Annotated in this window: 20 protein-coding genes; 14 read left to right on the top strand and 6 right to left on the bottom strand. The window is 63.8% G+C overall.

The window, feature by feature from the left end; translation table 11 throughout:
• The first annotated feature begins 83 nt into the window (after window positions 1-83).
• Window positions 84-755 (top strand): ribose-5-phosphate isomerase RpiA, encoded by a 672-nt coding sequence (gene rpiA, locus DKK67_RS02210; protein ID WP_111493974.1) that lies wholly within the window; start codon window positions 84-86, stop codon window positions 753-755.
• 185 nt (window positions 756-940) lie between these two features.
• Here rpiA and oadA read toward each other — a convergent pair whose 3' ends face one another.
• The gene (oadA, locus tag DKK67_RS02205; protein ID WP_111493972.1) at window positions 941-2,743 is read right to left on the bottom strand and encodes a sodium-extruding oxaloacetate decarboxylase subunit alpha; all 1,803 of its coding nucleotides are present in this window, start codon (window positions 2,741-2,743) and stop codon (window positions 941-943) included.
• 14 nt (window positions 2,744-2,757) lie between these two features.
• Window positions 2,758-4,179 (bottom strand): acetyl-CoA carboxylase biotin carboxylase subunit, encoded by a 1,422-nt coding sequence (locus tag DKK67_RS02200; protein ID WP_111493970.1) that lies wholly within the window; start codon window positions 4,177-4,179, stop codon window positions 2,758-2,760.
• 298 nt (window positions 4,180-4,477) lie between these two features.
• Between DKK67_RS02200 and DKK67_RS02195 the strand changes: the two genes are divergently transcribed.
• Complete coding sequence (locus DKK67_RS02195; protein WP_111493968.1) at window positions 4,478-5,620, top strand: acyl-CoA dehydrogenase family protein; 1,143 nt, start codon at window positions 4,478-4,480, stop codon at window positions 5,618-5,620.
• 26 nt (window positions 5,621-5,646) lie between these two features.
• Here the strand turns inward: DKK67_RS02195 and DKK67_RS02190 are convergent, their stop codons facing one another.
• Together DKK67_RS02190 and DKK67_RS02185 are read right to left on the bottom strand one after the other, a co-directional pair.
• Window positions 5,647-6,147, bottom strand: a complete 501-nt coding sequence (locus DKK67_RS02190; protein WP_111493966.1) for a hypothetical protein — start codon at window positions 6,145-6,147, stop codon at window positions 5,647-5,649.
• Between the two features lie 2 nt (window positions 6,148-6,149).
• On the bottom strand, window positions 6,150-6,473 hold the full coding sequence (locus DKK67_RS02185; RefSeq protein ID WP_111493964.1) for a DUF883 family protein: 324 nt from the start codon (window positions 6,471-6,473) through the stop codon (window positions 6,150-6,152).
• Window positions 6,474-6,727: 254 nt separating this feature from the next.
• Here DKK67_RS02185 and ppa point away from each other — a divergent pair, with 254 nt between their 5' ends.
• Entirely contained in the window at window positions 6,728-7,258 is a 531-nt protein-coding gene (ppa, locus tag DKK67_RS02180) for an inorganic diphosphatase (protein WP_111493962.1), read from the top strand.
• A 120-nt stretch (window positions 7,259-7,378) separates the two neighbouring features.
• On the opposite strand, the gene DKK67_RS02175 is transcribed toward ppa, so the two are convergent.
• Both DKK67_RS02175 and DKK67_RS02170 read right to left on the bottom strand, forming a co-directional pair.
• Window positions 7,379-8,419, bottom strand: a complete 1,041-nt coding sequence (locus DKK67_RS02175; RefSeq protein WP_111493960.1) for a DUF2333 family protein — start codon at window positions 8,417-8,419, stop codon at window positions 7,379-7,381.
• Between the two features lie 217 nt (window positions 8,420-8,636).
• Complete coding sequence (locus tag DKK67_RS02170) at window positions 8,637-10,625, bottom strand: bifunctional diguanylate cyclase/phosphodiesterase (protein WP_111493958.1); 1,989 nt, start codon at window positions 10,623-10,625, stop codon at window positions 8,637-8,639.
• Between the two features lie 271 nt (window positions 10,626-10,896).
• Between DKK67_RS02170 and DKK67_RS02165 the strand changes: the two genes are divergently transcribed.
• The 11 genes from DKK67_RS02165 to DKK67_RS02115 all read left to right on the top strand — a co-directional run bounded on the left by DKK67_RS02165 (window position 10,897) and on the right by DKK67_RS02115 (window position 23,087).
• Window positions 10,897-12,510 (top strand): diguanylate cyclase, encoded by a 1,614-nt coding sequence (locus DKK67_RS02165; RefSeq protein WP_111493956.1) that lies wholly within the window; start codon window positions 10,897-10,899, stop codon window positions 12,508-12,510.
• Window positions 12,511-12,772: 262 nt separating this feature from the next.
• A complete protein-coding gene (gene aroQ / locus DKK67_RS02160) occupies window positions 12,773-13,213 on the top strand; it encodes a type II 3-dehydroquinate dehydratase (RefSeq protein WP_111493954.1) in 441 nt (146 codons plus the stop codon).
• 41 nt (window positions 13,214-13,254) lie between these two features.
• Window positions 13,255-13,716, top strand: coding sequence for an acetyl-CoA carboxylase biotin carboxyl carrier protein (gene accB, locus DKK67_RS02155; protein ID WP_111493952.1), 462 nt, complete (start codon window positions 13,255-13,257; stop codon window positions 13,714-13,716).
• A gap of 23 nt (window positions 13,717-13,739) precedes the next feature.
• The gene (accC, locus tag DKK67_RS02150) at window positions 13,740-15,080 is read left to right on the top strand and encodes an acetyl-CoA carboxylase biotin carboxylase subunit (protein ID WP_204355790.1); all 1,341 of its coding nucleotides are present in this window, start codon (window positions 13,740-13,742) and stop codon (window positions 15,078-15,080) included.
• 132 nt (window positions 15,081-15,212) lie between these two features.
• Complete coding sequence (gene prmA / locus DKK67_RS02145) at window positions 15,213-16,109, top strand: 50S ribosomal protein L11 methyltransferase (RefSeq protein WP_111493948.1); 897 nt, start codon at window positions 15,213-15,215, stop codon at window positions 16,107-16,109.
• A gap of 148 nt (window positions 16,110-16,257) precedes the next feature.
• Window positions 16,258-17,559, top strand: coding sequence for a DUF3426 domain-containing protein (locus DKK67_RS02140; protein WP_111493945.1), 1,302 nt, complete (start codon window positions 16,258-16,260; stop codon window positions 17,557-17,559).
• Window positions 17,560-17,795: 236 nt separating this feature from the next.
• Entirely contained in the window at window positions 17,796-18,794 is a 999-nt protein-coding gene (gene dusB / locus DKK67_RS02135) for a tRNA dihydrouridine synthase DusB (protein WP_111493943.1), read from the top strand.
• Complete coding sequence (fis, locus tag DKK67_RS02130; protein ID WP_111493941.1) at window positions 18,791-19,108, top strand: DNA-binding transcriptional regulator Fis; 318 nt, start codon at window positions 18,791-18,793, stop codon at window positions 19,106-19,108. Before dusB ends, fis begins: the two co-directional genes overlap by 4 nt.
• 89 nt (window positions 19,109-19,197) lie before the next feature.
• Window positions 19,198-20,778, top strand: a complete 1,581-nt coding sequence (gene purH / locus DKK67_RS02125) for a bifunctional phosphoribosylaminoimidazolecarboxamide formyltransferase/IMP cyclohydrolase (RefSeq protein ID WP_111493939.1) — start codon at window positions 19,198-19,200, stop codon at window positions 20,776-20,778.
• 31 nt (window positions 20,779-20,809) lie between these two features.
• Window positions 20,810-22,102: a phosphoribosylamine--glycine ligase gene (gene purD, locus DKK67_RS02120; RefSeq protein ID WP_111493937.1), complete on the top strand. Its 1,293-nt coding sequence runs from the start codon at window positions 20,810-20,812 to the stop codon at window positions 22,100-22,102.
• 205 nt (window positions 22,103-22,307) lie between these two features.
• On the top strand, window positions 22,308-23,087 hold the full coding sequence (locus DKK67_RS02115; protein ID WP_162628721.1) for a substrate-binding periplasmic protein: 780 nt from the start codon (window positions 22,308-22,310) through the stop codon (window positions 23,085-23,087).
• The last annotated feature ends 26 nt before the right edge of the window (window positions 23,088-23,113 follow it).

Genomic DNA, 23,113 nt, shown 5'->3' with positions numbered 1-23,113 from the left:
TATACTGGAGGCCATTTCATCGTCAGTGCCCATGGCGACATCGAAGACAAATCCGACACCGAAACGAGAGCATCGAGAGCACTATGACCCAGGACGAACTCAAGAAGGCGGTTGCCCAGGCGGCCATCGACACCATTCGCCCGAAGCTGGATCCGGACAGCGTGATCGGCGTCGGCACCGGCAGCACCGCCAACTTCTTCATCGACCTGCTGGCCGAGCTGAAAACCGAATTCGACGGCGCTGTCGCCAGCTCCGAAGCCACCGCCGAGCGTCTGAAGAGCCACGGCATCCCGGTCTACGATCTCAACGCGGTGTCCGGCCTGGAGTTCTACATCGACGGCGCCGACGAAACCAACCCGCACCTGGAGCTGATCAAGGGCGGCGGCGCGGCCCTGACCCGCGAGAAGATCGTGGCGGCGGTCGCCAAGACCTTCATCTGCATCGCCGACGACTCCAAGAAAGTGGACATCCTGGGCGAGTTTCCGCTGCCGGTGGAAGTGATTCCCATGGCCCGCAGCCATGTCGGCCGCGAGATCGTCAAACTGGGCGGCGACCCGGTCTACCGCGAGGGCGTGACCACCGACAACGGCAACATCATCATCGACGTGCACAACCTCAGCATCGCCAACCCGATCGAACTGGAAACCAAGCTCAACCAGATCGTCGGCACCGTGACCAACGGTCTGTTCGCGCACCGGCCGGCGGATATCCTGCTGCTGGGAACCAAGAATGGGGTGGAGACGGTGAAGCGGTAAGGCGACCGCCTTCCGGGTATGAGTCGACCCGGGCGCCGTTGGCGCCTCAGAAGCTAAAGCTTCTGCTACATGCTCGAGTTACGGCAAAATGTAGCCGACGCTTCGGAGCAGCCCACGGGCTGCCCCAACCCCCACAAAAAAGCCCGGCCGAAGCCGGGCTTTTTCACGTCGGGTCAGCGAACCACTCAGGGCTCGATTTCCATCAGGACTTCGGACGGGGTCACCCGGTCGCCCTTCTTGATGAACACGCCAACCACCTTGCCGGAGATCGGGGCTTTCACCTCGGTTTCCATCTTCATGGCTTCGATGATCAGCACCGGCTTGCCGGCCTCGACGCTGTCACCCTCGCCCACCAGGACGTCGACGATGTTGCCCGGCATACTCGTGGTCACGTGGCCTTCCTTGGAGGCCTTGCCGCGACCGGAGCCACCGCCGCCTTCACGCTCGAAGCCACCCAGGGATTCCAGACGGATTTCTTCGGGAATGCCGTCGACGGTCATGAAGAAGCGCCGCTCGTCATCGCCGGACGGGCTGACACCGGTGACATTGACGTCGAACGTCTCGCCGTGAACCGTGATCTTGAACTCGGTGGACACCGAGCCGGCGCTGGCGGCTGAAGGCTTCGGCTCCAGCGGTTCCGGCTTGAGGGTGCCGTCCTTACGCTGCTGCAGGAACTCGCGCGCCTGGTCCGGGAACATAGCGTAGGTGAGAATGTCCTCTTCCGACTCCGCCAGGTCGCCAATGTCGTCCTTCAGCGTGTGGAACTCGTTCTTGAGCTGGTTGGCCGGACGTTCTTCGATCAGCTCTTCGTTACCCACGGCGCGCTTCTGCAGGTCGGCGTTGATCTCGCCCGGGGCGGCACCGTACCAGCCCTGCAGGTACTTCTTCACCTCGTTGGTGATGTTGTCGTAGCGCTTGCCGGACAACACGTTGATCACCGCCTGGGTGCCCACGATCTGGGATGTCGGCGTGACCAGCGGCGGGTAGCCCAGGTCCTTGCGCACGCGCGGGATCTCGGCGAACACGTCGCGGATCTTGTCCAGCGCGCCCTGCTCCTTGAGCTGGTTGGCCAGGTTGGACATCATGCCTCCCGGCACCTGGGACAGCAGCACCGCGGTATCCACCCCGTTGTACTCGCTCTCGAACTGATGGTACTTCTTGCGCACTTCGCGGAAGTGGCCGGTCAGCTCGTCCAGGGTTTCCAGGTCCAGATCCACCTCATAACCCGCCTCCTTCAGGGAGGCGACCAGCGACTCGGTGGGCGGGTGACTGGTACCGCCGGCAAAGGCGGACAGCGCGGTATCGATGTGGTCCACACCGGCTTCGATCGCTGCCCACTGACACATGGAGGCCATGCCCGACGTGTAGTGGGAGTGCAGGAACACCGGCAGGCTCAGCTCTTTCTTCAGGGCGCTGACCAGGTCGGCGGTGGCGGACGGGGTTAATAGACCGGCCATGTCCTTGATGGCGATGCTGTCCACGCCCATGTCGGCCATCTGCTTGGCCTGCTTGAGGAACTTCTCCGTGCCATGCACCGGGCTGACGGTGTAGCAGATGGTGCCCTGGGCATGCTTGCCGGCTTTCTTGACCGCCTTGATGCTGGTTTCCAGGTTACGCACGTCGTTGAGCGCGTCGAAGATGCGGAACACGTCGATGCCGTTGTCCGCCGCCTTCTGGCAGAAGGCCTCGACCACGTCGTCGGCGTAGTGGCGGTAGCCCAGCAGGTTCTGGCCGCGCAGCAGCATCTGCAGGCGGGTGTTGGGCAGGGCCTTGCGCAGCTGGCGCAGGCGTTCCCAGGGATCTTCCTTGAGGAAGCGCACACAGCTGTCGAACGTGGCGCCGCCCCAGCATTCCAGGGACCAGTAACCGGCCTTGTCCAGCTTGTCGCAGGCCGGCAGCATGTCCTCGGTACGCATGCGGGTGGCAATCAGGGACTGGTGGGCGTCCCGCAGGATGACGTCAGTGATTTCGATTTTACGCTTGGTCATTGTTCAGACTCCCATCAGATTCCGGCCTGGGCGGCAATCGCGGCGGCCACGGCGGCGGCCAGCGATTCCGGTCGCTTCTTGATGCTGTAGTTGATCAGCTCCGGGTGGGCTTCCACGAACCCGGTGTTGAACGAAGCTGCCCTGAACTCGGGGTGGTTCAGGATTTCCAGGTAGTAGGGAATGGTGGTCTTGATCCCGTAGATGCCCATGTCTTTCAGGGCGCGCTGGGAACGGTCCAGCAGCTCTTCCCAGTCCATGGCGCTGACGATCAGCTTGGCGCACATGGAGTCGTAGTAGGGCGGGATCTCGTAGCCGGTGTAGATAGCCGCATCGGTCCGCACACCGGGGCCGCCCGGTGAATAGTAGCGAGTGATCTGGCCAAAACTCGGCAGGAAGTTGTTCTTGGGATCCTCGGCGTTGATCCGGAACTGGGCGGCGTAGCCGCGATAGCTGATGTCTTCCTGCCTGAAACGCAGTTTTTCGCCGGCGGCAATGCGGATCTGCTCCTTGACGATGTCCACCCCGGTGATCTGTTCGCTGATGGTGTGTTCCACCTGCACCCGGGTGTTCATTTCCATGAAGTAGAAATCGCCGTTATCGGCCAGCAGGAACTCCACCGTACCGGCGTTTTCATAGCCGGTTTGCTTGGACACACGCACGGCCAGGTCACCGATGTATTCTCGCTGTTCGTCGTTCAGCTGCGGCGACGGGGCCAGTTCGATCAGCTTCTGGTTGCGGCGCTGGATGGAGCAGTCACGCTCGTACAGGTGGATGGCGTTGCCGAAGCTGTCGGCCAGGACCTGTACCTCGATGTGACGCGGATTGACGATGCACTTCTCCAGGAACACGTCGGCGCTGCCGAAGGCCTTGGTGGCTTCGGAGATTACCCGGTCGTAGTTCTGGCGCAGGCTCGCCTCGTCGTCGCAGCGGCGGATGCCGCGGCCGCCACCGCCGGAGGTGGCCTTGAGCATCACCGGATAGCCCAGGTCCGCAGCCTGTCTGACCGCGTCCTCGACATCCTCGAGGTTGTCTTCCGAGCCCGGAGTGACCGGCACGCCCGCCTTGATGGCGGTCTGGCGCGCATGGGTCTTGTCGCCCATGGACGCAATCACGTCGGCGGCCGGCCCGATGAAGCGGATGCCCCGCTCCTTGCAGACTTCCGCCAGCGTGGCGTTCTCGGACAGGAAACCGTAGCCGGGATGCAGGGCATCACAGCCGGTCTCCACCGCGAGGTTCACGATGTGATGGGGATTGAGGTAACCCGTCAGGGGATCGGCACTGATGCAGTGCGCTTCGTCCGCCTTTTTGACGTGTAAGGAATAGCGGTCGGCTTCCGAATAGATTGCCACGGCCTTTACGCCGAGTTCCTGGCAGGCGCGGGCAATCCGGACCGCAATCTCACCGCGGTTGGCGATGAGGACTTTCTTTATAGTCATCTGTGGTGCTCCCTGTCATTCGTCAGGAAGTGGGATGAAAGGCCACCTTGGCCATCCCGCCCCGAAGAGCCACCCCAAGGGCGGGTGTACGTACTTTAACGCACGAATATTGTACACACGCTAAAGCGGCGGAACACTCTAGCCGCCGCTCGACGGCCCTACCAGACCAGACTTGACCCACATCAGGTTTCTTACCAAGCGCTTGCTTGGTTATGATTGATCAGCGACACTGCATCTGTTTCCGAAATCAATGCCGATCCCGACCCTACTTGGACAACAAAAAACGGACGGATACGCCATGGACACCGACTATTTCAACGACACCCACAGACAGGTCCGCGACAGCGCCCGCCGGTTCGTGGCCACCCACATCCTTCCACACATCGACGAGTGGGAAGAGCAAGGCGAGTTCCCGCGGGAGGTGTTCCGCCTGGCAGGCGATGCGGGCCTGCTCGGGGCCGGTTACCCGGAAGCCCTGGGCGGTCACAGCGAGGGGGATGTCTTTCTCAAGGTCGTGATCAGCGAAGAGCTGATGCGCTCCACCTCCGGCGGCCTCGCTGCCAGTCTGGGATCGCTGGACATCGCCCTGCCGCCGCTGGTGCGCTGGGGGCAACCGGAACTGCGTGACGCCATCGTGCCGCCGGTGTTGCGCGGCGAGAAAATCATGGCCCTGGCGATTACCGAACCGGGCGGCGGCTCCGATGTGGCCAACCTGAGCACGCGCGCCGTGCGCGACGGCGACCACTACGTCGTCAACGGCAGCAAGACCTTTATCACCAGCGGCCATCGGGCGGATCACTACACGGTGGCGGTACGCACCGGCGAGGCCGGCCACGGCGGCATCAGCCTGCTGCTGGTCGACCGGGACACCCCTGGCTTCAGTCGCGGCCGCCACCTGCAGAAAATGGGTTGGTGGGCCAGCGACACGGCGGAGCTGTTCTTCGAGGACTGCCGGGTCCCCGCCGACCGGCTGATCGGCGCCGAGAACGCCGGCTTCCCGGCCGTCATGTCGAATTTCCTCAGCGAACGCCTGATGCTGGCGGTGATGGGCTACATGGGCGCGCAGCTGGCGCTGGAGGCGAGCCAGGAATACGTCCGCCAGCGCGAGGCCTTCGGCCGGCCCCTGAGCGGCTTCCAGGTCACCCGCCACAAACTGGTGGAGATGGCCACACAGGTCGACATCGCCCGCGAGTACACCTACCGCTGCGCCGCCCTGATGCAGGCGGGCAAGAACCCCATCCGGCAGGTGGCCATGGCCAAGAACTTCGCCGCTGAGGTGTGCGAGTCGGTGACCCGCGAGGCGGTCCAGTTGCACGGCGGCATGGGCTACATGCGCGAAACGGGGGTCGAGCGTCTGTACCGCGACGGCCGGTTGCTGGCCATCGGCGGCGGCACGACGGAGATCATGAAGGAACTGATCGGCAAGCAGATGGGACTCTGAGCGGCCACCCGGGCCGCTCGGGGGATTTACTGGGGATCGTTGGCCGACAGGTCGTCGTCCGCCGGTGCGTCGTTCTCCGCCTCGCCGCCGTCGACGGCGTTAGCGGCCCGAATCATCGCCAGCCCACTCTGCAGCAGGAACTGACGCAGACGCGGGTCCGCCTGGCCGGCGACGCCCACGGCAAAGGCCGCCACGACCGACTCCCAGGGGTTCTCGGCGATCAGGCGACGCAATCGCGCCACCATCGAGCCGCCGCTTGCCCGGCCGGTTTCGCCGTCCGCGGCGCGCAGGGGGCCTCGAATCATGCGGTAGAAGAACAACGCCAGCAGCGCGAAGCAGACACCGCCGGTCATACCCCAGGCACCCGCCTCGCCCACCCAGGGAGACAGCCCCAGAATGGCGGCGTGCCACACCATCACCAGACCGCCAATCAACAGGGCGCCCAGCAGCATGAGCCCCAGCAGGGCTCCCAATACCGCGGCAACCGCCTTGCGCAGCAGCGCCTGAACTTCCGGACCGGCCAGCAAACCTAGCGATCCATCAACTTGCCGACCAGCAGGCCTACCAGGAACACGATCAGCACGCTGAGGAACGGCCGTTCCTCAATCTTGTGTTCGACGTCATGAATGGCCTTGTCGCCGGCCTCCTTCGCGCGGTTGAACACCTCGTCACCTCGCTCGCGGGCATGGCGCAGTGCTTCCCGGCTTTCCCGACGGATCTCGTCGCGCAGACCGCTGATGTTGCTTTTCTGATTCTCGGAAAAAGCCTTGGTGAGCTTGGCCAGGTCTTCGCGCAGGAGCTGGATGTCCTCCTTGACCCGACGGTAATCGTCCTGGGGGGATTGAGCTTCCATGAAGGAATCTCCTTGTCGGAATGTGTCCTGTACCGGCCGTCACGCGACCGGTCCGTTGATCTGACACGCCACCCGGGCGACTCACAGCCGCCGGGAGAAGACAGATCATTTCAATGTAGCACAGTGCCCCACGCCAACATGACGATACGGCAAGGTGGCAGGGCCCAACTATATTTCACCCGTCGGGACCGACAGGTATAATCCGTGACCATTCACTGGAGCCATTCCATTCACGACTGAAAGAAGGACGCCTCATGAACTTCGACAACATCCCGCCCGGGAAGAATCCGCCGGAAGACATCAACGTGCTGATCGAGATCCCGGCCAACGCGTCGTCCCCGATCAAATACGAAGTCGACAAGGACATGGGAGCGGTCGTGGTTGACCGTTTCATGGCCACGCCGATGTTCTACCCGGCCAACTACGGCTTTATCCCCAACACCCTGGCCGACGACGGCGATCCGCTGGACGTGCTGGTGATCACGCCGTACCCGGTCATGCCGGGCTGCATCATTCGCTGTCGTCCGGTGGGCGTCCTGAACATGGAAGACGAAGCCGGCGGCGACGCCAAGCTGGTCGCCGTTCCGCACGACAAGGTGACCAAGCAGTACGCCGATGTGCAGGACGTCGAGGACATCCCGCAGCTGCTGAAAGACCAGATCCAGCACTTCTTCGAGAACTACAAGGACCTCGAAGCCGGCAAGTGGGTCAAGGTCCAGGGTTGGGACAATGCCGCCGCGGCCCGTGCCGCCGTGGACGCATCGGTTGCCGCCTACAAGAAGTAAGCGGTCGCTGACACCGGCCGCCGAGGCCGGGCATAAAAAAGGCAGCGCACCCGATGGGTCACTGCCTTTTTTGTAGGTCCGCGAACGGTTTCGCGCCAACAAACGGGAACGCGGTCGCCGTCAGCCCTGGCTCAGCAGTTCACGCAGGTCGATGATCGCCGAGTTGGCGCGCGCCAGGTAGGACGCCATGGTCAGAGAGTGGTTGGCGAGGATGCCGAAGCCACTGCCGTTCAGGACCACCGGGCTCCACATGTCCTTCTGCGATCCTTCCAGTTCGACGATGATCTGGCGCACACTGACCAGTGCGTTCTTGTCCCGCAGCACGTCGCGGAAGTCCACTTCGATGGCGCGGAAGATGTGCAGCAAGGCCCAGGCGGTACCGCGCGACTCGTAAAAGACATCATCAATCTCAGTCCAGGGCGTCGACACCGACGGCACCTCATCGGACGTAGCCGCCTCCGGCAGTTCTTCCATGTTTTCGTTGACGCTCTGCTTGCCGACGCTCTCGCTCAGGCGGCGGGACAGGCTGCCCAGACGGGTCTCCAGATCCGCCAGCCAGTTGTTGAGGTTATCGGCACGGGCGTAGAACTGCGCCTTGGGCCCGCTGGGGTCGGACAGGCGATTGAGGTAACGCTTGAGCGCCGCGATACCACGACGGTACTCCGACTCGGTGGACGGGATCGCCCAGCTGTTGTTGTCGAAGTGCAGTTGCGGTTCGGCCACGGTCAGATCCGGGTCCTCCGCAGACTGACTCTGGGAACGGCTGATATCCTTGCGCAGCGCCCGCGACATGTCACGCAGCTGCACCAGCACACCGTATTCCCAGTGCGGCATGTTATCCATCCACAGGCCCGGGGGCGCAACGTCGTTGGTGATGTAACCGCCCGGCTTGTCGAGCAGGGTCTCGGTCATGTGGATCAGGGTGGAGGTGGTGGTAAAACCGGTCACCAGTTCCCGATTCATGGCCTCTGCCCGCTGACGCGCCTCGTCGCGTACCGAGTAGGGATCCGGCTCACTGCTCCAGTACATGCCCAGGACAATGGCCACCAGCAGATAGAGCACCACCAGGATCAGCAGGAACTTGGCCACCTTGCCGCCGCCCAGATAGTCCTGAAGATCCTCGGTCCGCTCCCTGAAAAAACGTCTGGTGCCGCTCAGCATAGTTGTCCACCCCGTTTCATTCGTGTCTTTCCTCCTAAATACCGCACCCCGGGTGCGCTCGGGGCACGACCTTCGACAGCCGGCGCCCCTGATAAACGTTGTATTGGATGGCATCGCCAGGGCCATCGACAAAGGTGCCCTTACCTTGCCGGATTGTCATGCCCTCCGCAATTGGCGCTGGCTAACGGCGACCTCGAGCAGAGCTATGCACAACGCGTCACAGCGTCGCTGGCGGCAGGTTCTCGTCCGGACGGGCCAAATGATAGCCGCTGCCGCCGTCCACACCGATCTGGGTCACCAGTTGCCACTCCGATGCCGTCTCCACGCCGGCCACGAACACTTCCACGCCGCGACTGTGGGCGATCGGCACGATGGATTCGAGGTAGAAACGGTTGTCGGCGTGGCTGTCGATGTTGTGGATAAAACTCGGATCAATCCGCATGGCCTGGAACGGCAGGTTCCGCAGGTAACTGAACGGGATACCGCCGACCCCGAAGTGATCCACCAGCACTTTCACATCGTGTCGCCGCAGCAGTTTGACGCAGGCCCCCACGTCCGCCCGGTGATGATGTACGGCGTCTTCCGGCAGATAGATCCACAAACGCGACAGCAGCGCCTGCCCCTCCGCCTGCAACAGGTCGCCCAGGCGCTCGCGGAAGCTGCGTTCGGCGATGGACGACGTCCCCAGGGTCACCCCAAAGGCCAGCAGCGGGTGCTGCTTGAGCAGGGCCAGCACCCGGCGCAGAACCAGGTCGTCGAGCTGGGCCATCAGACGGAAGCGTTCGGCCATGGGCAGGAAGACCCCGGCAGCGACCCACTGGCCGTCCACCTGCAGGCGGGACAGGACGTGGTAATGATGCACCCGGTCGTTTCCGGTGTACTGGATCGACTGGAACAGCAGCTTGACCTGCTCCGCGTCCAGGGCCGCTTCCAGCTGCAGCCGCCACTGGTCAATGCCCAACTGCACCGACTGGGCGGTATCGAACACCTTGCGATTGGTCTCGTGGGACATCTGCGCCTGGCGCAAGGCCTCATCGCTGGCGGACAGCAGATCCCGCGCGGAGGCGACATTGACGTCGGCCACCGCCAGCCCGGCGTGCACCGCCACTTCCCGGCCCTCGCTGCGGTCGGCGTAGATGCCGTCCAGGGTTTCCAGCAGCTCATCGACCCAGAACTCCGCATCCACCAGCGCCGCCCCCGGCAGGAACAGGGCAAACTCGGCCCCGGCCCGGCGCCCGGCAAAGCTGCCCGGATGCTGGCGCAGAAACGACAGCAGGGCTTCGGCCATTTCCTTGAGCAGCGCGTCGGCCGCCTTGCGCCCGTGGAAGCGGTTCACCTGGTCGAAGGCCGCCAGCTGGACCAATACCAGCACGCCGAGACGGCGGGATTCGTGGCTTTCCACCACCACCCGCAAGCGTTGCTCGAAAGCCGAGCGGCTGGCCAGCCCGGTAAGGCGATCCTCGTTGCTCATTCGGCGCAGGTGCTGGATCAGCTTGCCCTGCCCCTCGAACAGGGCGCCCAGGTCGTTGGTCATCTGATTCATGGCGGAGGTCACCCGCGCCAGTTCCCGGGTGTTGGCCTCCGGCGCCCGGTAGCGGAAATCGCGGTTGCGAATAGCCTGGGCCTGTTCTTCCAGCCCCGCCAGCGGACGCAGCGCGCGACGCAAAAGATAGAAGAGCGCCACCAGGGCAATACCGCCGATGACCAGGGCCCCCAGCGCCAGCCGCCGCGTCATACGCCACAGATCGCCGTACCCCAGCCCCGGGTGGCTCACCACTTCGACGTAGCCCAGCCGCTGCCAGCCCCGCACCACCTCGGCGCGTTTGAGGAAGCGCTCCTCGGGCAGATCGGTCAGGCTGATGAACCAGTCCGGCGCCCCCGGCACCCGCAGACGGTCGCGGCGGGAAATCTCAAAACCCGACGCCGTGTTGACGTAACGGATGGACAGGTAGCGGCCGCTGTCGAAGGTGGCATCGATCAGGGACGACGAGGCCACTTCGTCACGCCCGTCGATGGCGTTGGACAGAGACAGGCCCACCGCCACCGCGCCGTCGTGGGCGTGGCCTTCGAGCTGGTCGGCGATATAGCCGCGAAAACCGGCCGTACCGGCGACCAGGCTGGCCACCATCAACAGCAGGATCAGCCCGCTGGTAAACAGCAACAGCAGCAGTTGCAGAGAAATGATTCCACGGCGTGTTCTACGCATTCCCTAGCCAGCCCCCTGGCGTGGATCATCCGGAATTGACCCCCGGCGTACCGGGCTATCACAAACATTTACACAGCGTCACCTACGCCGACAACATAAAACACTATAGACTCTTCCGGGAGCCTTTGATGGCTCTACAATCACAACGATGTCATTGCGATAGGAACGCATCGCAACATTGGGAACCAGATTGTCCAGGAAGACGCCGCGGGCTTGTGCCCACTTCCGGACCTTGAGCCCACTTCCGGAAAAGTGACAGGCCAGAGATTCAATGACAGACGATAATCAAAAGGAAAAGCTCAAACAGCACTTCGCCCGCCGCGTTACCACTCAGGCAAGAGTCGTCCTCGACACCTGGCAGAAAGTCCGGGAATCGGACGACGTCGCCGCGACCTTCCACCGGGACCTGTCCGCCGCTACCGACAAGCTGGTTCGCTACGCCCAGCGTTTCGACATGGACAAGCACGCCAATGCCGGCGAAACCCTGCTCGGCATCCTGCAGCGCTGGGCGCCCGACAGCCCGCTTTCCGATGAGGTCCGCGAGGCATTGCAGGGCGCCACGGACGAGCTCAGCCAGTGCACCCAGCGCCGCTCCGACCAGGGTTTGACCGAGGCGCCTCGCACCTATCTGCGCACGCCGATCTACGTCGCCCTGTGCGAAACGGAAATGGCCCAGCGACTGATCAAGCAACTGGAATTCTTCGGTTTCCGCGCCGAGGCGTTCGAGGACGCCGACAGCCTGATGGACGCCTGCAGCCGCCACAAGCCGGAAACCATCCTGATGGACGTCAATTTCGGCGACGCGCCCCTGGCCGGCATCGCCACCGTGGAGAACCTGCAGGAGCGTCACGACACCCCGATCCCGGTCATCTTCATGAGCGAGGCGGACGGCAGTATCGAGACCCGGCTGCGGGCCTCCCGCTGCGGCGGCGAGGAATTCTTTCACCCGTCGGTGGATCCGGGGCAGTTGATCGAGAAGATCGAAACCTATACCCACGGCAACACGGTCGAGCCTTACCGGGTGCTGGTCCTGGACGACTCCCGGGCCCAGGCCAAGTTCATGGAGAACGTGCTGACCCGCGCCGGCATGACGGCCCACATCATTACCGACCCGCTGCAGATCATCCACGCGCTGGAAGAGTTCTCCCCCGAGATCATCGTGCTGGACATGTACATGCCCGGCTGCACCGGCATGGAGATCGCGCGGGTCATCCGCCAGCAGGACCGCCTGCACAGCGTGCCCATCATCTACCTGTCGGCCGAGGACGATGTCTCCAAACAGCTCCACGCCATGAGCCTGGGCGGCGACGACTTCCTCACCAAGCCGATCGATCCCAAGCATCTGATCGCCACCATCCACAACCGTGGACGGCGGGCCCGTTCGCTGCTGGCGCTGATGATCCGCGACAGCCTGACCGGCCTGTTCAACCATACCCACACCCTGCACCTGCTGGACCAGGAGATCGTCCGCGCCAAACAGAAGGACCAGCCGCTGTGCTTCGCCATGCTGGACATCGACTACTTCAAGAAGATCAACGACAGCTACGGCCACCCCATTGGTGACCGGGTGCTGCGCAGCCTGTCGATGTTCCTCAAGCAACGCCTGCGCAAGACCGATCACATCGGCCGCTACGGTGGCGAGGAATTCGCCCTGATCCTGCCGGACACGCGGGAAAGCGACGCCAAGAACGTGATCAACGAAATCCGTGAGCGTTTCGCCGAGCTGCGCCAGCCCGCCGGCAGCCAGGAATTCAACGTTACCTTCAGTTGCGGCGTTGCCACCTGGCAGGGGGAAACCGCCCAGGCCCTGTGCGAACGCGCCGACCAGGCGCTCTACGAGGCCAAGCGCCTGGGTCGCAACAGCGTGGTTTCAGCCACCGACTAGTCTCTCTCCAGGGCCACCGCACAGCCGGTGGCCCGAACGCCTTCCATCCGGCGCGCATCCCTTACAACGACCCGCTATGAAACCAACGTCTTATGGACGATGCCGCCAGCCTTGACAACAATGTCGTCAGACTCGCCCGGAGCGTCCCGGCGAATTGTCAAAAATTGTTGATGTCATTGGCTATACTGGTCATGATCACGGCAAGTTGCTGCTATATGCGGCGATCCTGTCCGAAAACAAGCCAAATGCAAGGTTTCTTTCCATGGCCACGATTCTCGTGCTGCACGGCCCAAACCTGAACATGCTGGGTGTCCGCGAACCGGACGTCTACGGCCACGAAACGCTTAATGACATCAACGAGCGCCTGCACCGCCAGGCCAGTGCGGCCGGCCACCACCTGCTGCACCTGCAATCCAATGCCGAGTACGAATTGATCGACCGGATCCATGAGGCCCGCCAGGAAGGGGTGGACTACATTCTGATCAATCCCGCGGCCTTCACGCACACCAGCGTGGCGCTGCGCGATGCTCTGCTGGCCTCGGATATCCCATTCATCGAGGTGCACCTGTCCAACGTGCACGCGCGGGAACCCTTCCGTCATCACTCCTACTTCTCGGACGTGGCGACGGGTGTGATTTGCGGCCTCGGCAGCCAGGGCTATGACCTGGCGCTCCAGGCCGCCCTGGCACGACTGAACGGTTAATTTCGACGAACGCTGTCATTTCATTTCGACGAGAACAGATTATGGACATTCGCAAAGTAAAGAAGCTGATCGAACTGATCGAGGAATCCGACGTTGAAGAGCTGGAGATCCAGGAAGGCGACGACGCCGTCCGGATCACCCGCCGCCGTGCGCACGCCGAAGCCGCACCGATGATGCCGGCCACCTATTCCGCGGCACCGGCTCCCGCCCCGGCGCCGCAGGCCGCAGCCGAAGCGCCGGCCGAGGCTCCGGCCGACGACGCCCCGTCCGGGCACCGCGTGCGTTCGCCGATGGTCGGCACCTTCTACCGCTCGCCGTCCCCGACCGCCAAGGCCTTCGTCGAAGTGGGACAGACCGTCTCCGCCGGCGACGTGATCTGCATCGTCGAAGCCATGAAAATGATGAACCAGATCGAAGCCGACAAGAGCGGCAAGATTGTCGACATCCTCGTTGAGAATGGGCAGCCGGTTGAGTTTGACCAGCCCCTTTTCATTATCGCCTGATCAAAGACGACTGACCCATGGCCATGATTGAAAAAGTCCTGATTGCCAACCGGGGCGAGATTGCGCTTCGTATCCTGCGCGCCTGTAAGGAACTCGGCATCCGTACCGTTGCCGTGCACTCCCAGGTCGACCGGGATCTGATGCACGTCCGCCTGGCGGACGAATCCGTCTGCATTGGCCCGAACAGCGCTAGCGAAAGCTACCTGAACATTCCCGCCATCATCAGCGCCGCCGAAGTCACCGACTCGGTCGGCATCCACCCCGGCTACGGCTTTTTGGCGGAGAACGCCGACTTCGCCGAGCAGGTGGAAAAGAGCGGGTTCCACTTCATCGGTCCCCGGGCGGAAACCATTCGCCTGATGGGCAACAAGGTCTCCGCCATCAACGCGATGGTCAAGGCCGGCGTGCCCACGGTGCCGGGCTCCGACGGCCCCATCACCGAGGACGACGAGCACACCCTGAAAACCGCACGCCGCATCGGCTACCCGGTGATCATCAAGGCCGCTTCCGGCGGCGGTGGTCGCGGTATGCAGGTGGTGCACTCCGAGGCGTCGCTGCTCAAGAGCATCCAGATCACCCAGTCCGAGGCCCGCAACGCCTTCGGCGACCCGACCTGTTATCTGGAAAAATACCTGGAGCGTCCGCGCCACGTGGAAGTCCAGGTACTGGCGGACACCCACGGTAACTGCATCCATCTGGGTGACCGTGACTGCTCCATGCAGCGCCGCCACCAGAAGGTGATCGAAGAAGCCCCGGCCCCCAACATCGATCCCGAAGCCCGGGAGAAGACCCTGGAGGCCTGCGTCCAGGCCTGTAAGGAGATCGGTTACGTCGGCGCGGGCACCTTCGAGTTCCTGTACCAGGACGGCCAGTTCTACTTCATCGAGATGAACACCCGTGTCCAGGTCGAGCACCCGGTCTCGGAGATGGTCACCGGCGTGGACATCGTCAAGGAGCAGCTGCGGGTGGCCAGCGGCCTGCCGCTCAGCTACACCCAGGACGACATCAAGGTGACCGGCCACGCCATGGAATGCCGCATCAACGCCGAGGACCCGAACACCTTCGTTCCCAGCCCCGGCCAGGTGAAGCACTTCCACGCCCCCGGCGGCAACGGCGTGCGGGTCGACTCGCACATGTATAACGGCTATTCGGTCCCGCCCTACTACGATTCCCTGGTGGGCAAGCTGATCTCCTTCGGCGACGATCGCGAAGTAGCCCGGCTGCGCATGCGCAACGCCCTGGACGAACTCGTGGTGGAAGGCATCAAGACCAACCAGCCGCTGCATCGGCGCCTGATCCTTGATGGCGGTTTCAAGAACGTGGAATTCACCATCCACTACCTTGAAAAGCTGATCAAGGAATAACGACCGGGCAAGTAAGAGTTGTGCTCCGTCAGCGGGATGTATACGGTTGCAGCGCCCCGGCGCTTTGCTACAAGGCAACGGGGCGCGGACAGACCCACTGACATCGATCATCTCATTTGACGGAGCCCTAGTATGCGCTGGATCCAGGTGCGTGTCCCTTCCGACCCGGAACACGCCGATCTGTTGGAGGACATCCTCATGGAGGCGGGGGCTGACGCCGTCACCATGGAGGACGCTGCCGACCAGCCTCTCTACGAGCCGGACCCGGGCAGCACGCCCCTGTGGGGCAGCACTCGGGTCACCGGCCTGTTCAACGCCGACATCGGCATCGACGCCATCCGCTCGCTCATTGCCAACGCCTACCACCAGCAGACCCAGCAGGAGCTGGGCGAGATCGAAGTCTCGCTGCTGGAGGACAAGGACTGGGAGCGCGCCTGGATGGACGATTTCCAGCCCCTGCGCTTCGGCAAGCGCCTGTGGATCGTACCCAGCTGGCACGACGTCCCCGATGTGGAAGCCGCCAACCTGATGCTCGACCCGGGCCTGGCGTTCGGCACCGGCACCCATCCCACCACCGCCCTGTGTCTGGAATGGCTGGACGGACAGGCCATGGAAGGCACCCAGGTGACCGACTACGGCTGCGGCTCCGGCATTCTCGGCCTGGCCGCGCTGCTGCTGGGCGCCAAGCACGTCATCGGCGTCGACACCGACCCGCAGGCCCTGGAAGCCAGCCGCGACAATGCCCGGCGCAACAGTGTCGAGGACAGCAAACTCGACCTGTACCTGCCCGGTCAGGACCCGGACACCCAGGCCGACGTCCTGCTGGCCAACATCCTGGCGCAGCCGCTGATCGGCCTGGCCGGGCGTCTTGCCCAGCTGGTGCGGGATGGCGGCGATATCGTGCTCTCCGGCATCCTGTCGGACCAGGCGCGGGAGGTCATGGAGGCCTACGAGCCCTGGTTCGTGATGGACGAGCCGGTCGAACGGGAAGACTGGGTACGCCTCACAGGACGGCGTCGCGACAGGTGACGCCGAAAGGCTGACCGACTACACTGTGGCCCTCATGGTTTCTGCGGGGTTAACCCCGCAGTGAGGCGCCGACAGGACCGGGGCCTGGATCGGTCTCGGGCCGCCCTGGACAGGGATGCCGAGCCGCTACCTGCGACAGGAACAGAGGATGAGCCAGAGCAGTACGCTGACACGTTGCCCCCATTGCGATACCCGGTTCCGGGTTACTGAAGAACAGCTCGGCATTGCCCGCGGCAAAGTCCGCTGCGGTAACTGCATGGAAGTGTTCAACGCCCTCGAACACAGCGAATCCGGCCTCGAGGGCGGCACCCCCTCGTCACCTCCCAAACAGGACACGTCCACGTCGACCGCCTCCGGCAGCCGCTTCCAGGAGGAAGAGGAGCTGATTTTCGAGGACGACCCGGAAGAGGACGCCGCCGAGGGTAATTACGCCGGCACCAAGACCGCCTTCGACGAAGACGAGCTCAGCGACAGCTTCCTGAACTTCGACGAAACCCGCGATCATGGTTTTGACGACGATGAGGAAGCACTCAAGTCGGACGTCGACGAAAGCTGGGCGGAAGCCATCCTCAACGAGAACGAATCCTTCCGTGCACCGGGCAAAACCCAGCCGCAACCCGAGCCGGACCCCGAAGCCGAGCTGAAATCAGGCCTGACGGACCTGCCGGGCGCCAACGAGGAAGAGCCCTTCTCCCGCCGCACCCGTTTCGATACGCCAGCCCCGGACCAGCCTGCCGACGGCCCGGGCGACGCCATCGCTTTCGAACCGTCGGCGCCTGACTTCAAACGGCCGGCACCCGCCGAGCCCGAACAACCGACACCGCCGCCAGCCGCCAAACCGCATCCCGACACCGACGACGCGGCGGACGACGAACCGCTCGCCGCCACCCGTCGCCTGGGAGAAAGCGCTTCCCCCTATGGCGACCTGCGTTCCGAACCCATCGCCATCGCCCAGGGCGGCGGTTCCTGGAAACGCAAGACCGTATGGACACTGGTTGTCCTGCTGCTGGTGGGCGGCCTGGTGTCCCAGATCACCTACTTCCAGCTGGATCGCCTGTCGAGCATCCCCGAGCTGCGCCCCTATTACGAAACCGGGTGCGATCTGCTGGGCTGCGAACTGCCGCCGCTGGTCGCCATCGATCGCATCCAGAGCCAGAAGCTGGTGGTGCGCACTGACCCCAACCAGCGCGACACGCTGGTGGTGGACGCCGTACTGGTTAACCAGGCCGGTTTCGAACAGCCCTTCCCCAACATCGGCCTGACCTTCTCCAACCTCAACGGCGACGTGGTCGCCCAGAGCCTGTTCGAGCCCGACGAGTACCTCTCGGGCGAGGCCGGGCAGATGAGCATGATGCCCAGCCGCACCCCCATCCGGATTTCCATCCAGATCCGCGATCCGGGCCGTGACGCCGTCAACTACAACCTGACCTTCATCGCCCCCGCAAAGTAACGTCACCGTTTTACAACGGACGCTTGCAAGCCACGGCTTGCGTCGCGCACCGGCCTGGGGCACACGTCCCGGGCCGGTCAGCGAACGCACCTCATCGCTGAAAAGTCAACCAGATAGCACGAAAAATAATCACTTTTTTGGGGGAATTACCCCTTCAATCACGGCAGGGTCGGGGGTATCATTGTCGCCCCTTGAGAGCTGGTTGACTTTTAACCAGATCAAAGAGGTGCGAGCAGATGTTACCTGAAGCGAAGATCGGTCCCTACACACTCCCCAACTCGCTGATCGTTGCGCCAATGGCGGGTGTGACCGACCGGCCCTTCCGCTTGCTATGCCGCCGGCTGGGAGCCGGCCTGGCCGTGTCCGAGATGGTGATTGCCGACAGTCGGCTGTGGCATACCCGCAAGTCCCGGCTGCGCCTGGACCATGCCGGCGAGCCGGAACCACGCTCCGTGCAGATTGCCGGCGGCGACGCCGAGATGCTGGCCAATGCCGCCCGTCTCAACGTCGAAAACGGCGCCCAGATCATCGACATCAACATGGGCTGCCCCGCCAAGAAAGTCTGCAACAAGGCAGCCGGATCGGCCCTGATGAAAGACGAGGCGCTGGTCCGCGACATCCTGGAGGCCGTAGTGGCGGCGGTCGACGTCCCGGTCACCCTGAAGATGCGCACCGGCTGGGACCGGGATCACCGCAACGCTCCGGTGATTGCTCGCATGGCACAGGACGCGGGCATTCAGGCCCTGGCCATTCACGGTCGCACCCGGGCCGACGCCTACAAGGGCGAGGCGGAGTACGACACGATCGCGGCGGTCAAGGCGGACGTCGACATCCCGGTCTTTGCCAACGGCGACATCGATTCCCCGGAAAAGGCACGCGACGTGCTTCAACACACCGGGGCCGATGGCCTGCTGATCGGACGCGCGGCCCAGGGCAGTCCCTGGATCTTCCGGGAAATCGGGCACTTCCTGAGCACCGGCCAGCACATGGCGCCGCCGGCCATGGAAGAAGTGGAAGCCCTGCTCCGGGAGCACCTGATCGCACTGCACGGGTTCTATGGCGACCCGATGGGCGTAAGGATTGCCCGCAAACACGTGGGCTGGTACCTCCAGTCTCACGACGAGGACAAGCAGTTCCGCCGGCACTTCAATCAGCTTGAAGACGCCCAGGCGCAACTCGACAGTATCGAACAGTACTTTTCAGGCTTACGAAATGGAGAGGTATTCGCAGCATGACCGCTGAGACTTTGGCCAATGAACAGACCGCGGCCCCCAAGGGCGAGGGCAACCAGACCCTGCAAACCCTGGGACAGAACGGCAGCACCGTCACCCTGCGTGACAGCGTCGAGGTAGCCCTCAAGAACTACTTCGAACAACTCGACGGCGCTCCCGTCACCGACGTGTACCAGCTGGTGCTGAGCGAGGTGGAGGCGCCGCTGCTGGAGCAGGTCATGCGTTACACCCGTAACAACCAGACCAAGGCTTCGACCATGCTGGGGCTCAATCGCGGCACCCTGCGCAAGAAGCTCAAGCAGTACGGTCTGCTATAATCGCTTAACCCGATTCGACGAGGGCCTCCGGTAAACACCGCGCGGCCCTCATTTCGTTCAGCCCCCCGGAAAAAGTTTCTGAAACCACCATGGCAAAACAGGCTCCCACCCCGATCCGTCGCGCTCTGATCAGCGTTTCCGATAAAACCGGCATCGTCGAATTCGCCCGCGCCCTGAGCGCCCGCAACGTCGAACTCCTCTCCACCGGCGGCACCTTCCGCCTGCTGCAGGAAAACGGCATCGCCGTGACCGAAGTGTCCGACTACACCGGCTTCCCCGAAATGATGGCCGGTCGCGTCAAGACGCTGCATCCGAAAGTCCACGGCGGCATCCTCGGCCGTCGCGGCACCGACGACACGGTCATGGACGAGCATGGCATCAAACCCATCGACATGGTGGTGGTCAACCTGTATCCGTTCGAACAGGCCGTCGCCAAGCCGGACTGCGATCTGCCCACGGCCATCGAGAACATCGACATCGGCGGCCCGACCATGGTCCGCGCCGCGGCCAAGAACCACGACGACGTCGCCATCGTGGTCAACGCCTCGGATTACGACACCGTGCTTGAGGAACTGGAGAGCGGCAACGGCAGCCTGGGCTACGACACCCGCTTCGACCTGGCGGTCAAAGCCTTCGAACACACCGCCGGCTACGACGGCGCCATTGCCAACTACCTGGGCGGTCGCACCCGCGACAACGACAACCCGGATTTCCCGCGCACCGTCAACAGCCAGTTCGTCAAGGTGCAGGACATGCGCTACGGCGAGAACCCGCACCAGCGCGCCGCCTTCTACGCCGAGCGCAACCCGGTCGAGGCCTCGGTCGCCACCGCGACGCAGCTGCAGGGCAAGGCGCTGTCCTACAACAACGTGGCCGACACCGACGCCGCGCTGGAATGCGTCAAGCCGTTCGCTGATCCCGCCTGCGTCATCGTCAAGCACGCCAACCCGTGTGGCGTGGCCATCGGCAGCGACATCCGCCAGGCCTACGACCTGGCCTTCGCCACCGACCCGACGTCCGCCTTCGGCGGCATCATCGCCTTCAACCGCGAGCTGGACGCCGAAACCGCGAAAGCCATCATCGACCGTCAGTTCGTGGAAGTGATCATCGCCCCGAGCATCGCCGCCGAAGCCGTCGACATCGTCGCCGCCAAGAAGAACGTGCGCCTGCTGGCCTGCGGTGAGTTCGGCGCCGAGCGCGAGAAGGCCATGGACTACAAGCGCGTCACCGGCGGCCTGCTGGTGCAGGATCGCGACCTGGGCATGGTCTCCATGGACGATGTCAAAGTGGTCAGCGATCGTCAGCCCAGTGAGGAAGAGCTGAACGACCTGCTGTTCGCCTGGGAAGTGGCCAAGTACGTCAAATCCAACGCCATCGTCTACGCCAGGGCCGGCCGCACCATCGGCATCGGCGCCGGCCAGATGAGCCGCGTCTACAGCGCCAAGATCGCCGGCATCAAGGCCGCGGACGAAGACCTGGAAGTCGCCGGTTCGGTGATGGCGTCCGACGCCTTCTTCCCTTTCCGGGACGGCATCGATGCGGCCGCGGCGGCCGGCATCAAGGCGGTGATCCAGCCGGGTGGCTCCATGCGTGACCAGGAGGTCATCGACGCCGCCAACGAGCACGGCATCGCCATGGTCTTTACCGGCATGCGCCACTTCCGCCACTAAACGCCATCATTGAGCGAACAGGACCGTTAACATGAACATTCTGATTATCGGCAACGGCGGCCGGGAGCACGCCCTGGCCTGGAAAGCGGCGCAGTCGCCCAACGCGGACAAGGTGTTCGTCGCACCGGGCAACGCCGGCACCGCCCGCGAGCCGAACCTGGAAAACGTCGCCATCGACGTGATGGAACTGGACAAGCTGGCCGACTTCGCCGCCGCCAACGACGTCGGGCTGACCATCGTTGGCCCCGAAGCACCGCTCGTCGCGGGCGTGGTCGATCTCTTCCGCGAGCGCGGGCTGCGCATTTTCGGCCCGGACCAGGGCGCCGCGCAGCTGGAAGGCTCCAAGGCCTTCACCAAGGATTTCCTCGACCGGCACGCGATCCCCACCGCCGCCTACGCCAACTTCACCGATGTGGATGAAGCCCTGGCCTACGTCCGCAAGCAGGGGGCGCCGATTGTGGTGAAGGCCGACGGTCTGGCCGCCGGCAAGGGCGTGATCGTCGCCATAACCCTGGACGAAGCCGAAGACGCCATCCGCGACATGCTGGCGGGCAATGCCTTCGGCGACGCCGGCAGCCGCGTGGTGATCGAGGAATTCCTGGACGGCGAGGAAGCCAGCTTCATCGTCATGGTGGACGGCCAGAACATCCTGCCGATGGCCACCAGCCAGGACCACAAGCGCGTCGGCGACGGCGACACCGGCCCCAACACCGGCGGCATGGGCGCCTACTCCCCCGCGCCAGTGGTCACCGACGACGTCTACCAGCGCATCATGGACGAGGTCATCCGCCCGACCGTGGACGGCATGGCCCAGGAAGGCCACCCGTACACCGGTTTCCTGTACGCCGGGCTGATGATCGACGTGAATGGGGCTCCCAAGGTGATCGAGTTCAACTGCCGCTTCGGTGACCCGGAAACCCAGCCGATCATGCTGCGCATGCGGTCGGATCTGGCGGAACTGTGCAGCGCTGCGGTGGACGGCCAGCTCGACCAGTGCGATTCCCAGTGGGATCCGCGCGCCTCGGTCGGCATCGTGCTGGCCGCTGGCGGCTACCCGGGCAGCTACGAGAAGGGCAAGGTCATCTCCGGCCTGCCCCAGGGCGAGACGGACGGCGAGAAAGTCTTCCACGCCGGAACCCGACTCGATGGTACCGACGTGGTGACCAGTGGCGGTCGCGTGCTGTGCGCCACCGCGCTGGGCGAGAGCGTGACCGAGGCCCAGCAGCGTGCCTACGCCATGGCCGCGACGATCGACTGGGACGGCGCCTTCTACCGCAAGGACATTGCCCACCGAGCCATCGCCCGGGAGCAGCAGAGCCAGTAAGCGCAACAGGCCCGGTCCGTGACCGGGCTTTTTTTTGCCTCGATGTACCGTCCGGAAAGATGAGCCCCGGGACACTCGATACCTGCACTAGAAAACTTTCTCTCGGTTTATATACTGTCACCGGAGTGACCGTTTCGGGATGAGGATTATCGCCAGAGTTGTCGTTTCAGGATGCGGCCGGAGTCGTCGCTTTAACCGGTGGTCTGTGCAACGGTCCCGCATGCTGTTGGGCGCCGTCCTGCTGATGGCCCTGTCACCGCTGCGGGCGGAGACCCTTCATCTGGTGGCCGACAACTGGTGCCCTTTCAACTGCTCCGCCAACAGCTCCGCTCCGGGGTTCCTGGTGGAGGTGGCACAACGGGCCCTGGCACTGTCCGGTTACCAAGTGGAATACCAGACGCGCCCCTGGAGCCGGGCCATCGCCGATGTCCGACAGGGCCGCTTCGACGCCCTGGTCGGCGCCGGCGAAAAAGACGTTCCGGATTTCGTGTTCCCCGACGCCCCGCTGGCCATCGCGCGCCACACCATCTATACCCTGCCGGATGCCCACTGGACCTACGCCGGCGAGGATGACCTGCACGACATCAAACTCGGCGTGATCGACGACTATTCCTACGGCGAACTGATGGACCGTTACATCACCCCCAACCGCCGCGACGATACCCGACTGCTCATCCTCAACGGCCAGAACATTCTGGGCCGCTTCATCGACATGCTGAAACTGGGGCGCATCGATGCGTTTGTCGAGGAGGAAGCGGTCCTGCACTATTTCGCCGAGCGCATGCCGACCCCGGTACACCTGCGCGACGCGGGGGTCGTCCACCGTGAGCCCATCTACATCGCCTTCTCCCCGGCCCTCGACCATTCCCGCGAGCTGGCCCGGGCTCTGGATAACGGCGTCCGGGCGCTGCGCCAGTCCGGAGCCCTGGATCGCCTGGCCAGCCGCTATGGGGTGACCCCCGGCACACCGGAAATGGGGGAATAACCCTGGCAGGGCTGGCGTGATCCTGT

Source organism: Marinobacter bohaiensis (genome assembly GCF_003258515.1).
Lineage (GTDB): Bacteria > Pseudomonadota > Gammaproteobacteria > Pseudomonadales > Oleiphilaceae > Marinobacter_A > Marinobacter_A bohaiensis.
This window is presented reverse-complemented; position numbering and strand designations above follow the sequence as displayed.